Origin of the sequence: Enterobacter asburiae (genome assembly GCF_001521715.1) — a bacterium.
GTDB lineage: Bacteria > Pseudomonadota > Gammaproteobacteria > Enterobacterales > Enterobacteriaceae > Enterobacter > Enterobacter asburiae.
Genome location: NZ_CP011863.1, coordinates 354581 through 369468, shown reverse-complemented (window position 1 = coordinate 369468; position 14888 = coordinate 354581). Strand labels below are relative to the sequence as shown.

Below are 14888 nucleotides of genomic sequence, written 5' to 3'. Positions count from 1 at the left end.
TCATGACGGATAATCCAAATAAAAAATCGCTGTGGGATAAAATCCACATCGACCCAGCCATGCTGCTGATCCTGCTGGCTCTGCTGGTGTACAGCGCCCTGGTTATCTGGAGCGCCAGCGGCCAGGACATCGGCATGATGGAGCGCAAAATCGGCCAGATCGCTATGGGTCTGATCATCATGGTGGTGATGGCGCAAATCCCGCCGCGCGTCTACGAAGGCTGGGCGCCCTACCTCTACATCTTCTGTATTATTTTGCTGGTTGCGGTAGATGCGTTTGGCGCCATTTCAAAAGGGGCGCAGCGCTGGCTGGATCTGGGCGTTGTCCGCTTCCAGCCCTCGGAAATTGCCAAAATCGCCGTTCCATTGATGGTGGCGCGCTTTATCAACCGCGACGTCTGTCCGCCGTCGCTGAAAAACACGGCCATCGCGCTGGTGCTGATTTTCCTGCCGACGCTGCTGGTTGCGGCACAGCCTGACCTTGGCACCTCAATTCTTATCGCCCTCTCCGGCCTGTTTGTTCTTTTCCTGTCGGGACTGAGCTGGCGCCTGATTGGTATCGCGGTGGTGCTGATTGCGGCGTTCATTCCTATCCTCTGGTTCTTCCTGATGCATGATTACCAGCGCCAGCGCGTTATGATGCTGCTCGATCCGGAAACCGATCCGCTGGGCGCGGGCTATCATATTATTCAGTCCAAGATTGCGATTGGCTCCGGCGGCCTGCGCGGTAAAGGCTGGCTGCACGGCACGCAGTCGCAGCTGGAATTCTTACCGGAACGCCACACCGACTTTATTTTTGCGGTACTGGCGGAAGAGCTGGGGCTGGTTGGCATCTTAATATTGCTGGCGCTGTACGTACTGCTGATCATGCGGGGATTGTGGATTGCAGCACGCGCGCAAACCACTTTTGGTCGCGTCATGGCTGGCGGGTTGATGCTGATTTTATTCGTTTATGTCTTCGTAAATATTGGTATGGTGAGTGGTATTCTGCCGGTGGTAGGCGTACCGCTGCCGCTGGTGAGTTACGGAGGCTCGGCACTGATCGTGTTGATGGCCGGGTTTGGTATCGTGATGTCGATCCATACCCACAGAAAAATGTTGTCAAAAAGCGTATAAAAATAAGGGGATCGGAATGCGTAAGCAGTGGCTGGGGATCTGCATCGCGGCAAGTTTACTTGCGGCCTGCACAAGTGATGATGGTCAGCAACAGGCAACCGTCGCGCCGCCGCAGCCTGCGGTGTGTAATGGCCCGATCGTTGAAATCAGCGGTGCCGATCCCGTTTATGAACCGCTGAATGCCAGTGCCAATCAGGATTACGAGCGCGACGGCAAAAGCTATAAAATTGTTCAGGATCCTTCCCGTTTCAGTCAGGCGGGCTTTGCCGCCATTTATGATGCCGAGCCAGGCAGTAACCTGACGGCTTCCGGGGAAGCGTTCGACCCAATGCAGCTGACGGCAGCACACCCGACGCTGCCGATCCCGAGCTACGCCCGTATCACCAACCTGGCGAATGGCCGTATGATCGTCGTGCGGATCAACGACCGTGGTCCTTACGGAAATGACCGGGTGATTTCCCTGTCGCGCGCGTCTGCCGATCGCCTGAACACTTCGAACAACACCAAAGTCCGTATTGATCCGATTATCGTCGCACAGGATGGTTCGCTCTCCGGGCCGGGTACCGCCTGTACGACAGTGGCAAAACAGACCTATGCCCTTCCTGACCGCCCAAATCTTGACGGCGGAATGGGAAGCGTCTCGTCTCCGGCAGAGCCTGCTCAGCCGGGGGGAGAAATACGCCCGATCAGCAATGACACGCTGCAAAGCGAGGATTCTACCGGCGCGCCGGTAAAGAGTAGCGGCTTTCTTGGCGCACCGACGACCTTAGCCTCGGGCGTGCTGGAAGGCAGTGAGCCAACTCCGGCCCCTGCTCCCGTTGCTGTGCCAGCGACCCAGCCGGCTCCCGTAACGGCGCCAGCGGCCACGCAAAGTGCGGCGGTGGCGGCTCCAGCAGCGGCCAGCGGCAGCTATGTGGTTCAGGTAGGCGCAGTGAGCGATCAGGCCCGGGCCAAACAGTATCAACAGCGTCTGAGCCAGCAGTTTGGCGTACCAGGACGCGTTGAGCAAAACGGCGCGGTCTGGCGCATTCAGATGGGGCCGTTTGCCAGCAAATCGCAGGCCGCGTCCCTGCAGCAGCGTCTGCAGAATGAAGCTCAACTTCAGTCATTTATCGCTGTTGCGAAATAATTAACCGGCGGTATCCGAATTGTCAGTTAGTGTAAAACACATTCACAAACTCATGCTTAAAGTCGGATGCCTGCCTGAATAGCATTTGCTATAGTAAGGCACTTTTTTTAATTCCATCACGGATGTCGTAGTTCTGACCATGAAGACCACTTTTTCTGCTCGTTTTGTGCAGCGCATGGCGCTGACCACGGCCCTTTGCGCTGCTGCGCTCTCTGCAGCTCACGCCGATGACCTGAATATCAAGACCATGATCCCTGGCGTTCCGCAAATCGACGCGGAATCCTACATCCTGATCGATTACAACTCTGGCAAAGTGCTGGCAGAACAGAATGCCGATGCCCGCCGTGATCCGGCCAGCCTGACCAAAATGATGACCAGCTACGTTATCGGCCAGGCGATGAAGGCAGGTAAATTCAAAGAATCGGATCTGGTCACCATCGGTAACGATGCGTGGGCAACCGGAAACCCTGTGTTCAAAGGTTCCTCTCTGATGTTCCTGAAGCCGGGTATGCAGGTTCCTGTTTCCCAGCTGATTCGTGGTATCAACCTGCAGTCTGGTAACGATGCCTGCGTGGCGATGGCCGATTTCGCCGCCGGTAGCCAGGATGCCTTTGTGGGCCTGATGAACAGCTACGTTACCGCGCTGGGTCTGAAAAACAGCCATTTCCAGACCGTACACGGCCTGGACGCAGACGGTCAGTACAGCTCCGCACGTGATATGGCCCTGATTGGTCAGGCGCTGATCCGCGATGTCCCTAATGAATACTCTATCTATAAAGAGAAAGAGTTCACCTTCAACGGCATTCGTCAGACCAACCGTAACGGCCTGCTGTGGGATAACAGCCTGAACGTTGACGGCATCAAAACTGGCCACACCGACAAAGCGGGCTACAACCTGGTGGCCTCTGCCACTGAAGGTCAGATGCGTCTGATCTCTGCCGTGATGGGCGGCCGCACCTTTAAAGGTCGTGAAACAGAAAGCAAGAAACTGCTGACCTGGGGCTTCCGCTTCTTCGAAACCGTGAACCCACTGAAAGCAGGCAAAGAATTTGCGTCTGAACCCGTCTGGTTCGGCGACAACGACCGTGCTTCACTCGGCGTTGATAAAGATCTCTACCTGACCATTCCACGCGGTCGTATGAAGGATCTGAAAGCCAGCTACGTGCTGAACAGCACCGAGCTGCATGCCCCGCTGCAGAAAAACCAGGTTGTGGGCACAATCAACTTCCAGCTGGATGGAAAAACGATCGATCAGCGTCCGCTGGTTGTCCTGCAAGAAATTCCTGAAGGCAATTTCTTCGGCAAAATCATTGATTACATTAAATTGATGTTCCACCACTGGTTTGGTTAAAAATTGAACACTTGAAAGTGTGATTTTGATCCCCATATACTAAGTATCCTGATAACTCCCACCTGACGTGGGAGTTATTATTTTTTGACGTTACGCCGGAGCTGACATGAAAACCAAACTTAACGAACTGCTTGAATTCCCTACCTCATTTACCTACAAAGTAATGGGTCTGGCGAAACCTGAGCTGGTTGATCAGGTGGTTGAAGTGGTACAGCGCCATGCGCCGGGTGACTACTCTCCGTCAGTAAAACCAAGCAGCAAGGGCAACTACCACTCTGTCTCTATTACCATCACTGCGACACACATTGAGCAGGTTGAAACGTTGTACGAAGAGCTCGGCAATATCGAAATTGTTCGTATGGTGCTGTAGTCCCTTTGCGGTTACCCGGTTTGCCGGGTAACCCCTCTCCCCGCTGTGATATACTCCCCCACACCTTTTGTCCCTCGTCTTCGGAGACGCAGTTTTGTATCAGGATAAAATTCTGGTCCGTCACCTCGGCCTGCAACCTTATGAGCCTGTCTCCCAGGCTATGCATGACTTCACCGATTCACGCGATGACAGCACCCCGGATGAAATCTGGCTGGTCGAACACCTGCCGGTATTTACGCAGGGCCAGGCGGGTAAAGCAGAACATTTGCTAATGACGGGAGATATCCCGGTTATCCAGAGCGATCGCGGCGGTCAGGTCACTTACCATGGGCCCGGACAGCAGGTGATGTACGTCATGCTCAATCTGAAACGCAGAAAGCTTGGCGTACGTGAACTGGTTACCTTACTGGAACAAACTGTCGTCAACACGCTGGCGGAATATGGTATTGACGCGCATCCACGCGCCGATGCGCCGGGCGTTTACGTTGGGGAAATGAAGATCTGCTCCCTGGGGCTGCGTATTCGTAAAGGCTGCTCATTCCATGGCCTGGCCTTGAATATTAATATGGACCTCGCGCCTTTCCAGCGCATTAACCCCTGCGGCTATGCCGGCATGGAAATGACGCAGGTACGCCATTGGGTTGAAACCGCTACGCCAGAAACTATTCGTCCAGTGCTTTTGAAGAACGTTTTAGCACTACTTAACAATCCACCACACGAATATATCTCTGCTTAATACATCATACAACAGGGCTCGATAATTTGGCGGGCCACTGTTTATTTACCGCTTTTGCACTTTACAATAATCCACAGATTCTATATTTTCGAAGCGCCCGAATATTACCGCTACATATTATTTAGCCTCCAGCAAGCAAGGCAAACACGGCATAAGTAACGTGAGCAATAATCACTCAACTGTTTGCTTTTGATAAACAAGTGAAACAAAACCAACACTTTACGAATCTCTACAAGCATAATAAATAAATTCAACTATCATTCATATTGTGAATGTATACGGAGTGAAAGCGTGGAGTATAATAATTTACCAGCCAAACGACTGAATGAACCCGGTGGCGAAGACAAGCCGCAAATTTTTCGGACTTTACGTAATATTGATCTCAATTTACTGACTATTTTTGAGGCGGTATATGTCCATAAGGGTATCGTTAACGCTGCGAAAATTCTTAATCTCACGCCATCAGCAATAAGCCAGTCAATCCAAAAGCTTCGCGCTATATTTCCTGACCCATTATTTATCCGCAAGGGCCAGGGGGTAACGCCGACGGCTTATGCCACGCATCTCCATGAGTACATCAGCCAGGGGCTGGAGTCGATTCTGGGCGCACTGGATTTAACCGGGAGCTATGATAAGCAGCGAACCATCACCATCGGTTGTTCCCCTTCTGTGGGGGTGCTGGTGATGCCGGCGATCTTCCAGGCCGTGAAAGAACATGCTCCGCAGCTCCTGCTTCGCAATGTGCCTCTCAATGAACCTGACATTCAGCTTGCCCAGTTCCAGACGGACCTGATTATTGAAAGCGGCAGCTTCAGTGCCAGAGCGCTGGGGCAAAATGTGCTTTATGCGGATAACCTGGTACTGGTTTGCCGCCAGCAGCATCCTGCTCTTAGCGAGCCGTTAACCATCGAAAACCTGCGCAACTACGATCACTCATCTTTCATGACCAAAGGGCAATCTAATCATGCACTTCGTCAGCGCATTTGTAGCGCGGCGAAATTTTTCGCACTGAAAAGCAAAAAAAATTGCACCGCCGAACCCTGAAAAAAAACAGGATTACGCACGGTGCAATAATAAACGCTTTATCGAATTTACGGTTTAACAGGCCAGGTGATGTCCGGGGCTGTTGAAGTATCTACCAGCTTAACTTCCTTGATGTACTCCATCCATGCAATCAGCGATTTTTTGTCATCATCAATGATGATCCCCAGCGAAAGCTCAACTTTCCAGTCGGCGGTAATCCGCTCCGCTTCAAGCAGGCGATACGACCTTTCCTGCTCTGCCAGTTTCATAAAATCGACGACTGGAGCTGTAAACGCCTTACCGTCATAGCACCAGTTAAAATCCGGCTGTGGTTTGATATTCGTGACATCCACCCACTTAAGGTCAGGATGGAACATCTGAGATATATCACCATCGGTTTCGAATAACTCAACGACAATCCCGCCATCAATGCGTGCATATTTCATCAGACGAACTCCTCAATATATACAATGCCATTACTACCTGGCTGAACATTCGCACCACCATTGGATACGTTGCCACCACCGCCACCACCGGCAGCTGCTTTGATGCTAATAGCGCCCGTTTCAGTGCTGGATCTCATACCTCCGCCCCAGTAAGAAGCACCACCATGGCCAGCGCCACCGCCACCAGTTGAACCGGTGTTATCTCCAGGAGAGTCATCTCCAGCGCCGCCAGCAATATTGATATCACCGCCAACCCCTTCACCACCATAACCACCAGTGGCACCAGTGGCACCACTTCCGCCAGTAGCTGAAACCAGAGTGCCGAAGGAACTGGTGCCGCCAGCATTACCTGATTTCCCGCCTTCACCTACATTCACCTGATAGCTTCCAGCAGTGAGGGCCAGATACTTAATGGCCGTGCCACCGGCTCCACCACCTGCGCCGCGATATCCCCCGCCCGGCGTCCCCGTACCCGAACCGCCACCACCTGTGACGGTGACGCGTGCATATTTAATGCCCGCACCGGGAACATACGTACCCGAAGAGGTATACGCACGGGAGCCAACAAGCCGCCCATGAATGCCCCCAAGATTATCAATCGCTTGCTGTTGTGCCGCAGCTCCAGCCTGAGCAATTTCAGACAGACGATTATTCAACTGCAGAGCGCCGATTATCCTGGAATCATTACCTGCTGCGACAGAGCCAGCTGTCGTACCAACGTCAGTTTTTTTCAGATAACCTGATAAGTCCTGTTGCGGTGGAGGGTTATTCGGGGAATAGGCTCGGACCGGATTTCCAGTCCCGCCTGATTCGTAGAGTGCTGCTGTTGCAATCAGATTGCCGTTGAGGTCGGTCTGAAATTGCCTGTTTCCGTCGATTTCAACAGCATAACCTAAGACGTTAATACCGCTGTCACGGAGAACACCCGCACGTACTTTATGCGCATGCCATGCAGCTTCTACACCCGCAACAAGGGTGTTCTGGGCGGGATTCCCCTCTGCGCTGAAAAGGGAGGATGGGTTGTCGATAGAGGGTAATGTACTGACTTTTTTGAAACGGAAAGTGCCATTGTAGTCACCGCCTGTAGCAGAGACTAAGATGACTGTTAACGCTGTAAGTAATTGTTGATGATTATTAGGGTCAACATCGATTCCTGCAGCAGTAAGAACATTAATCAGTTCTCTCTGAACATCACGAATAGCTGATTGCTCATTATTGAGATGTTCAGCTTCGACTATTGTTCCCAGCTCGCCCGTCACCGGATTACCATCATGAAAGAGGTTATCTGGTGTGTTTACTGGTGGCATTAAATTTTGCATTTCTACTTACTCCTGATACGCGAAGTAACAAAAGGTGTGTGCGGGTTTAAGATCGCGAAACACCTCTTCAATAATTGAATCGCCGAACTCTGTCAGACGTTCGCCAGCGGCTGAACTACCCGCCCTGAATCGGTAAATCTGAGCGCCAGAATTTTGAATATTGACGCGCCATACCCAGATGATGTCCTTTATCCAGAGACGATCTTCGGCGCGGTTTATCCCTGCGCGAAATGGCTGAGGTTCATCAATTGTGATGGTGTAACCAAGGTTCTTTGCCAGTTGAATGAAATAAGGAATACTGAGACCGCCAACTTCTGACAGCTTTGCAATAACCCTTTGTTGACGTTGCTGATAGGTCGCGCCCTCTGGTGGGGTAATAGCCAGCACACGCTCCCAGTCAGGGAGAAGGCTTTGTGCATAGAAGGGCGTAACGCCGCATTCAGCCAGCCCGGCAGAGTTTTCTACAACATCAAATACCGTAGCCTCAGCGCGAATGGAGGCATCAAGCAATGGCTGTCCTGGGCTATATGAAGACAGGGGTAACAGGCGGTTCAGAAGGTTGTAGTAACTCACAGAAGCTCAACCTCCACATCCCCCAGGCGAAGCCATTCAACTTTGACCTCGTCTATTGCCGGGTAAATATTCGCGGCCGGAGTGACGATGTCATAGTCCGTTATACCTGGAATGAGTGAGATCAATGTTCCCGCCTGGCTTCGGATAAACGCCACGCCGGGCTCACGACGCAGGTCATCATCCTCTAAAGCAGCTTTAATGGCGGTTCTGGCATCGGTCAGCGTGATGCCATCCAGTGACACCCTGACCAGCACATTAAATGTCTGAATAGCAGGAATAATGACCATTGTGTTTTTGGCAGTCACCGGGCGCATTTCATCAATATGTGCCTGGGTTCTGTTTATAACGTCCTGCGACGGTAAACCTCCGGCAGATGTAACAGCAACATCGACCGTTCCGAGACCTCGCCTTAAGGGATACACATATGCTGCGGACACACCTGATACTTCCAGCGCCCAGCGTTTATAATCGTACTTATTACCTCCGGCAGGTGGGCGACGAATGATTTCAAGCAGCCTGGCAAGAAGTTCGGCGTCGCTTTCTTCATCCGTGCCTCCGGTCATCAGGCCGACCATCACAGTGCTGTCGAACCCATCAGGTGTGGTGGTCAGTGTGGCGGATATGACGGACGTTGTGTTGCCTGTCGTTCCGGCCTGAGAAGAAATCGCATTAACGGAGGCTTTCGCATCTGGCCCGATAGTTATGTCTTCGGTGGTTGTCCATGAAACGCTGTCGCGTTTGAAAACAAGCCCCGCAGCAGCAATTGCTCCTGGTTCGCCGGTAAAGGTGGCGGGCCCGGAGGCATTATTGGCGGCTTTTTTGGTTAACCCGCGTAAACGGGCATGCAGGTACAAAAATTCAGCGTCTGCCGTATCCGGGAAAATCTGGCGGACTATCCATCCCTGATGCTGATACAGACCTTCGGCAACGCTGGCCACACTCGATGCCCGTACATACCAGTCGCTGTCTGGCCCCAGCTTGTCATCAGGTAATTGCAGCAGGTTCTTGATGTCACGCAGCATGTCAGTGCGGATTTGTGCGGCATTTTTGGTAATGAATGGCATCAGCTGACCTTAACCGGATATTTCCACGTCTGCGGTGTTCCGCTCGCAGACGTGACGATGATATGAAGCAGCATCCAGCCTTGTTGCCAGTGCTCGGCGGTGATGGAAATGGACAGAGCACGACCGTCGTCAATAATCGGCTGCAGGGCTTGCTGCGAATACTGCACCGCGAGTCTCTGAACGCGGGACACATCCTTCTCGCGGCGGAGTGTATGTAAAAGAGAGCCCAGCGTTGGATCTGCCCACCATGAGCCAAGGGGCGTCATCAGCCGTAAGTAGACGGCATTCGCTAAAGAGTCTGAGCTGTCGCCGGTATAATCGCCGGTCGTTGGATCAATCAACATTTCCATGCCGTAATACTATCGGCATGGAAATTTAAATTATCGGTGAAGGGGTTCAGTGGGTATTGCTTTTGAAGGAGAACTTACGTTACCACAAATTACATTTGCTGATTAGGTTTCTGCGTTGTGCCTGCGTCGCCGCCGTGGTTGTGGTCGTGACCGTCATAAGTCTCACGCATGGTGTTCAGCGTAGACTTACCGTCAGCGACTTCATTACTGCCTTTCAGCAGTGGTGTATCAAAATCTGCCCGCTCTGAGGCTGTGGTTTTATACGTTCTGGTATTAACAATATGTTGTTCGGTATTCACCGTGTGCTTTTTAGTATTAACGATATATTCATCGCAGTTTACTTCAATTATTTTTCCGCGCTTCAGAATAATGTTGCTTCCTTCATCCGAATAAATGGCAAGCTCACCACTTTTCAGGTTCTTTAGCCTGTATGCAGCGTGTTCCGTGGCAATCACCACGCTATGACTGGTGCGCCCGTTAAGCGGGAGCATAATGGCTTTAGTCCCCCTGGGCGGGTTGGATGTAAAACCGTACTGCTGGAACATCTCCACATCCTGCAGAGACTCAGTAGCCAGGCCTTTACCCTGAATGGTCTGAATATCACCGCCGCTGTTAACCCTTATTAAAACGCCCCTGAAGGCCTGTCTTATACGGTTTAACGCCGTGTTAATACGAGAATCAATTTTGTTCCACATCGATAATCTCCAGCTCTTTATTTACTTTGGCGCGACGCTTACGTGATTTGCGTTTTTTCGGATAAGCATCCGGTATCCATATGGCGTCCTCTTTGAGACGCAGGGTGGTAATGGTGTTGTCTGGCCGTCCACCTGAAAACTCTCTTCCCATGAGGAAGTAAATGTCATCAATGCCATGTGGCTCGCTTCGGACACGAATACGCTGGCCCGGTTGCCATAACTGACCGTTATCCATGCGATGGCCTTTAACAATAGCCGTCAGATCAAACCCGTTCAGACGGGCGTCAGCCATGGCCTTTCTCGCGCGATAATCAACCTGCGCCTGATTATCAGCATCACCGGCAACCATAATCTGCGGACGATAGAAAGGTACGGTACTGTCGCGAACGGTACTACGTAAGCCATGAAAGCCATTCTCTGCAGAGCCGGTGCTGTCATAAATTGCGTCGGCATCATCATCGTCTTCAGCCTCGGCGCTCTGGTCATCAACGTCAATAACTTCCAGTTTCCCTGACTTTTTCCCCTGGCCGTGTCCCTGTGCCAGCATTGTCAGTTCAGAGAACGCACCGGTAATGGATGACCGGTCACTGAGATCGAGGACATTATTTCCCCGACCGTCACGATTCAAAACAAGCGTGGCCACGGGGTCTTTTGTGTAGTCCGGCCCTCCAATTACCAGCGTGCCATCTGGCTCAAACCATGGCCATAACCCGCGTGCGGCAGCTGCACGTTCAAGGGTATCCCACGCACGCTCTCCGGGCTCCACGCTGACCTTGTCATTACGCAGGGATGATTCAGCCTCGATGCGGATGTTCGTTATCCCCAGCGGCCTGACAACCTGGGCGATCACTTCTTCAAGACTGAGCTGGCGGGAGGTGAAAACGGGTGAAGCGCAGTCAACAAGCACGGCTGCGCCATCGCGACCGGAAAGCGATAAAGAGACCTGCTGACGGGATACCCGGCGCTGAACCACATCCACCCGACCGGACATGACAACATCATTACCCACCCTGACCAGCACCGGCACACCACGTTTAATGGCCGGAGGGAAAATACCATCAGGCAGCCCAAGCGTTACGCTCCATGCATCGGAGGGGATCAGATAATCGGAGTCAATCTGATAGCGGCTCCATGCACTATGGATTTTGCCATCAATAACCAGGCTCACTGTATTCTGCGAATCTTTATCTTGAGTAGGCATTCAGAACGTCACCGGCTTTGATATTGTTAGGATTACGTAGTGTCGGATTAAGGTGCAGCAGCTCGGCGGCGCGCGTGTAGTCCTCGTACCACAGGTGGGCCAGCAAATGCAGGTTAGTGTCGGACAATGCCACTCGCGTAGTCAGTGGTGGTCTGCTGGTAATAACCGCTGCTCCCAGCTCCTGAACGGTCAGGGCGATATCCTTGAGTCCTTCAACCACGGGTTGCCAGGTCACGCCACCAGGTGTTTCACCGGCACTCACGTTTTGCGTATCGGCAGCAAAGGTGTCCCGCGTCTGGTCGATTGCCTCCTGAATGGCCGTCCTGGTGTCATTGGTGATTTGCTCAATATCGACAGGAGACAGAATATCGCTGATGCTGCTGTCACTGAGTATGTCTGAAGCATCAAGTGCCAGCTGGATTGCAACCTGAATTTTTACCGCCGTTACCAGCTCGGTAATATCCGAGGTTGATGACCCTGCCGGAACGGCAACAGCAACCGTCTTTTGCCCGGTCACTATCTGCTGAGGTAATGCGGCCACATCCTGCAGATTATTACGGCCATTCTTCCAGTCGGCCATCACGATGCCCGCTGTGCCGGAAACGTCTGAGGACTGTGAATAGCTTCCGGGATTATTACTGACACTTGATTTGGACTGAAACGACGTCAGACTCAGCGCACTCTGCAGGTCATTCATGAACGCTTTCGGGTAATTAACAAAATCCGAGGTGGTACTGACAAATCCCGTCAGTTCCCCCTTAAGCACGGTCACCATGTTCAGCGTCGTGGTTGCCAGCGATTTCGCTTTTTTCATCCACTTTTTCGCTGTACGCAGAGGCGAGAGAATATTGTCGATGGCCGTCTGGGCTTTCTCCAGAGCGGATTGCGCCTGGTTGAAAATGATATCGGCTTTCGACAGCGGGAAGTCGCTGCCAAAGAAAGGCAGATTACGTCCCCCCTGGATAAAGACTACTTCGACAACGCAGTAATCAACGTTTTCCGCTTCATGCGATGCCTGATACTCAATGCACTGCATGCCCGTCATGGAGCCGAAAACGGGATGAATTAATTCCGCACTGCCGCGGGTATCCAGCGCGGCCAGAAACGCCTGCAGTCGCACATCGTAATCGTCGCCCCAGAAAAGGACCGTCATTCGCAGGTTACGAGGCTTGCGGCCAAGGTCATCAACATCACCACCATCCACATAGGGATACTCATACGTTGCAATGTCTCGGCTGGCGCTGTCACGGGTATTAACCACATCAAAGCGGACGCCCCTGAATGAGGCATCCTGTAATGAATCTTCCCAGCTCACTGCGGGCCTCCTGTTGAGCCGCGAACGGATTGTTGGCCGTTGTATTCATTGACCGCTGATGCAATTTCACGGCCGTCCAGAATCAACTTTGTGGTGAGGTTAATGGGTTGTGATTTTTGTTGCTGTTGGGGCAAAAGATAAGACGGCACGCCTGTTGTTGCTGGTGTGTTTTGCCCCATCGTGGCCGGAGAACTCCACCATGATTTGACCTCATCCACGACATCCAGCAATCCGGGGCGGGCTTTTACTGCATCCAGCATGCGTGCTGACTCACTGGAATAGTTGTCAACCTTAAGCCGCGCACGTGCATCAGCATCACCTCGCTCAACATGAACAAGTGGCGCATCCTGCATACCCTGATAGAGGGCCAGTGGGGCTAATACCTTGCCAGCTCCGCCACGAATAACGGACCAGGCACGCCCAAGAGCAGATCCCCCTGCAGTCGGCACTCCACCGCCTGGAGAGCCTGGCATTTTTATTCCCCCACCAGTCAGGAAGTTTAGCCCTGCAAAAGCTACCGCCGCTGCAGTCATGGCTTTAATACCTGTGGTGGCACCAGAAATAGCCGTGGTTAGCTCAGGATATTCTTTAGCGTAATCAGAAAGTTTTGACGTCAAATCACCATATAAATCGGCGACAGGTTTCATTGCATCCTGCTCAGAGAACATTTTCTCTGATTCAAATTGTTGTGATTTAAAATCATTGGTTGATGAGATCACATCATATGAAGCAGCACCAGCGCCAACGGAATCACGCGTTCCTGAAATCTGCTCCTTAATGAAGTCTTTTTTCATTATGCTTGTTTTTAGTGCGGTACTGGCCTGCTGGTCAGCAACTATTTTCGATGTAATTGAGGAAACTATAATATCCAGTGAGGCAAGGATATCTTTCTCCTTGTCCGTCCCTTTAAATTTCGTAGCCTGAGCCCGTAATTTCTTCACGCGTGGGTCGGCTGAAACAATACCTGATACTGCATTGGTGAATGCATCAGAAGTATTTACGCCTGAAAATCGCTGGTCAGCCATATAATCAGCATAGGCAAGCATCCTTCCGTCTTTAGTCCTGAATCTTTTATTTTTTAACGCATTCTGAGTGTCAGCACTGGTGTATTTATCAAGCAGGTTATTAACGTTTGTTGATGCAGCGCTATTATCACCTGCTGTTTCAGCGTTAGCCTGTAGCATAGCGAGAATTACATCCAAATCTTTTAACCCTGACATACCTACAGAGTTAGCTTTTGTCATGGTTAAAGGTAATGAACCAGCCATATCAGCAAGTTCATATTTACCATTCTCCCCAGACCTGATGGTTTTATCAAATACCGCTGGCAAATCCTCAGCCTTTATATCAAAGTTCTTAATTGCACCAATAGCAATACGAGCAAGGTCATTAGGGTTTGCACCTGAGGCCGTAGCATAACGAGTAATATCCGGCAGGATTTTTAATGCCGTTTTATCATCAAGACCACCTGCGAAAAGCGAATTAATAGTTTCCTGTGCAGCCTCCGGTGTTCCACCGCCATAACGAACAGCCCCACGGATTGCATTATTGATCTCAGGTATTTTATTAATACGGTCTGGCGCTGAGAGGTTGTTATAAGCGGTATTTGCAATCTCAGCATTACGCCGTTCGTAAGCCATCTGACGCTGAACCGGGTCTTTTATAATCATACCCGCAGCGGTTAACCCACCGGCTACTGCTGCCACGGTTGAACCTGCAGCACGCAAGCGCTGCATGCGTGTCATTGAGTCATTCACGCCGCCAAGCTCAGTTCTAAGCGTCTTGACCCTGTCAGTCATGGCCCTGAAAGCCCGGTTCTGCTCATTTGCGGACAGCATACCTGTGCGGGTAAGGCGATTATAGGCCGCCATGGTCTGCTGTATTTCGCGCTGTATTTCGCGCTCTGAGCGAATGCCAAGAGTTGCTCGCGCCGAACTGGCGCGACGGTATTCCTCAATCAGAGAACGGGAGGCGCGAATCGCTGTGGTTGAGTTCTGCTGGCGGGATTTCGCCAGCTCGTCATCGGTCTTTTGCGCCGCTTTGGTATCACGGCTGATGCCCTGCAGCGCCTGCTTAAGCACTTTGGAGCCGGTATCACGGGCAAGCAGCTGCAGCGCCAGTTGTAAGTTACGCGCCATGGATTATCTCCGTTTGCCGACTTTCTTCCGGCGTTGCGATTTGACAGTGCGGGTTGTGCGGGT

The 14888-nt window shown here is 51.8% G+C and carries 15 protein-coding genes; 6 read left to right on the top strand and 9 right to left on the bottom strand.

Features of this window, described 5'->3' with window-relative positions:
- The first annotated feature begins 2 nt into the window (after positions 1-2).
- From mrdB to ACJ69_RS01815, 6 genes are all read left to right on the top strand, one after another.
- Positions 3-1115, top strand: a complete 1113-nt coding sequence (gene mrdB, locus ACJ69_RS01840) for a peptidoglycan glycosyltransferase MrdB (RefSeq protein ID WP_023310746.1) — start codon at positions 3-5, stop codon at positions 1113-1115.
- A gap of 16 nt (positions 1116-1131) precedes the next feature.
- Positions 1132-2244: an endolytic peptidoglycan transglycosylase RlpA gene (rlpA, locus tag ACJ69_RS01835; RefSeq protein ID WP_059346343.1), complete on the top strand. Its 1113-nt coding sequence runs from the start codon at positions 1132-1134 to the stop codon at positions 2242-2244.
- 139 nt (positions 2245-2383) lie between these two features.
- A complete protein-coding gene (gene dacA, locus ACJ69_RS01830) occupies positions 2384-3595 on the top strand; it encodes a D-alanyl-D-alanine carboxypeptidase DacA (RefSeq protein WP_014069323.1) in 1212 nt (403 codons plus the stop codon).
- Between the two features lie 106 nt (positions 3596-3701).
- Entirely contained in the window at positions 3702-3965 is a 264-nt protein-coding gene (ybeD, locus tag ACJ69_RS01825; RefSeq protein ID WP_006177135.1) for a DUF493 family protein YbeD, read from the top strand.
- A 94-nt stretch (positions 3966-4059) separates the two neighbouring features.
- The gene (gene lipB / locus ACJ69_RS01820) at positions 4060-4701 is read left to right on the top strand and encodes a lipoyl(octanoyl) transferase LipB (protein WP_059346342.1); all 642 of its coding nucleotides are present in this window, start codon (positions 4060-4062) and stop codon (positions 4699-4701) included.
- Positions 4702-4992: 291 nt separating this feature from the next.
- The gene (locus ACJ69_RS01815; protein ID WP_407027161.1) at positions 4993-5745 is read left to right on the top strand and encodes a YbeF family transcriptional regulator; all 753 of its coding nucleotides are present in this window, start codon (positions 4993-4995) and stop codon (positions 5743-5745) included.
- Between the two features lie 47 nt (positions 5746-5792).
- Here the strand turns inward: ACJ69_RS01815 and ACJ69_RS01810 are convergent, their stop codons facing one another.
- From ACJ69_RS01810 to ACJ69_RS01770, 9 genes are all read right to left on the bottom strand, one after another.
- A complete protein-coding gene (locus ACJ69_RS01810) occupies positions 5793-6170 on the bottom strand; it encodes a tail fiber assembly protein (RefSeq protein ID WP_096216684.1) in 378 nt (125 codons plus the stop codon).
- Positions 6170-7489: a hypothetical protein gene (locus tag ACJ69_RS25555; protein WP_059346341.1), complete on the bottom strand. Its 1320-nt coding sequence runs from the start codon at positions 7487-7489 to the stop codon at positions 6170-6172. The genes ACJ69_RS01810 and ACJ69_RS25555 overlap by 1 nt, the downstream gene beginning before the upstream one ends.
- Before the next feature lie 6 nt (positions 7490-7495).
- Entirely contained in the window at positions 7496-8062 is a 567-nt protein-coding gene (locus ACJ69_RS01800) for a YmfQ family protein (RefSeq protein ID WP_054829995.1), read from the bottom strand.
- A complete protein-coding gene (locus ACJ69_RS01795; RefSeq protein WP_059346340.1) occupies positions 8059-9126 on the bottom strand; it encodes a baseplate J/gp47 family protein in 1068 nt (355 codons plus the stop codon). Before ACJ69_RS01795 ends, ACJ69_RS01800 begins: the two co-directional genes overlap by 4 nt.
- Positions 9126-9476, bottom strand: a complete 351-nt coding sequence (locus tag ACJ69_RS01790) for a phage GP46 family protein (RefSeq protein ID WP_059346339.1) — start codon at positions 9474-9476, stop codon at positions 9126-9128. The genes ACJ69_RS01795 and ACJ69_RS01790 overlap by 1 nt, the downstream gene beginning before the upstream one ends.
- 89 nt (positions 9477-9565) lie before the next feature.
- On the bottom strand, positions 9566-10171 hold the full coding sequence (locus ACJ69_RS01785; RefSeq protein WP_054829994.1) for a phage baseplate assembly protein V: 606 nt from the start codon (positions 10169-10171) through the stop codon (positions 9566-9568).
- The gene (locus ACJ69_RS01780; RefSeq protein WP_059346338.1) at positions 10155-11372 is read right to left on the bottom strand and encodes a phage baseplate assembly protein; all 1218 of its coding nucleotides are present in this window, start codon (positions 11370-11372) and stop codon (positions 10155-10157) included. The genes ACJ69_RS01785 and ACJ69_RS01780 overlap by 17 nt, the downstream gene beginning before the upstream one ends.
- Positions 11356-12687, bottom strand: coding sequence for a DNA circularization protein (locus tag ACJ69_RS01775; RefSeq protein WP_059346337.1), 1332 nt, complete (start codon positions 12685-12687; stop codon positions 11356-11358). Before ACJ69_RS01775 ends, ACJ69_RS01780 begins: the two co-directional genes overlap by 17 nt.
- The gene (locus tag ACJ69_RS01770; protein WP_059346336.1) at positions 12684-14825 is read right to left on the bottom strand and encodes a phage tail tape measure protein; all 2142 of its coding nucleotides are present in this window, start codon (positions 14823-14825) and stop codon (positions 12684-12686) included. The genes ACJ69_RS01775 and ACJ69_RS01770 overlap by 4 nt, the downstream gene beginning before the upstream one ends.
- Positions 14826-14888: the final 63 nt, after the last annotated feature.

Bases quoted from the DNA above. Each gene is read 5' to 3' on its own strand.
- mrdB (WP_023310746.1), top strand. From the start codon at position 3: ATGACGGATAATCCAAATAAAAAATCGCTGTGGGATAAAATCCACATC.
- rlpA (WP_059346343.1), top strand. From the start codon at position 1,132: ATGCGTAAGCAGTGGCTGGGGATCTGCATCGCGGCAAGTTTACTTGCG.
- dacA (WP_014069323.1), top strand. From the start codon at position 2,384: ATGAAGACCACTTTTTCTGCTCGTTTTGTGCAGCGCATGGCGCTGACC.
- ybeD (WP_006177135.1), top strand. From the start codon at position 3,702: ATGAAAACCAAACTTAACGAACTGCTTGAATTCCCTACCTCATTTACC.
- ACJ69_RS01810 (WP_096216684.1), bottom strand. From the start codon at position 6,170: ATGAAATATGCACGCATTGATGGCGGGATTGTCGTTGAGTTATTCGAA.
- ACJ69_RS25555 (WP_059346341.1), bottom strand. From the start codon at position 7,489: ATGCAAAATTTAATGCCACCAGTAAACACACCAGATAACCTCTTTCAT.
- ACJ69_RS01795 (WP_059346340.1), bottom strand. From the start codon at position 9,126: ATGCCATTCATTACCAAAAATGCCGCACAAATCCGCACTGACATGCTG.
- ACJ69_RS01790 (WP_059346339.1), bottom strand. From the start codon at position 9,476: ATGGAAATGTTGATTGATCCAACGACCGGCGATTATACCGGCGACAGC.
- ACJ69_RS01785 (WP_054829994.1), bottom strand. From the start codon at position 10,171: ATGTGGAACAAAATTGATTCTCGTATTAACACGGCGTTAAACCGTATA.
- ACJ69_RS01780 (WP_059346338.1), bottom strand. From the start codon at position 11,372: ATGCCTACTCAAGATAAAGATTCGCAGAATACAGTGAGCCTGGTTATT.
- ACJ69_RS01770 (WP_059346336.1), bottom strand. From the start codon at position 14,825: ATGGCGCGTAACTTACAACTGGCGCTGCAGCTGCTTGCCCGTGATACC.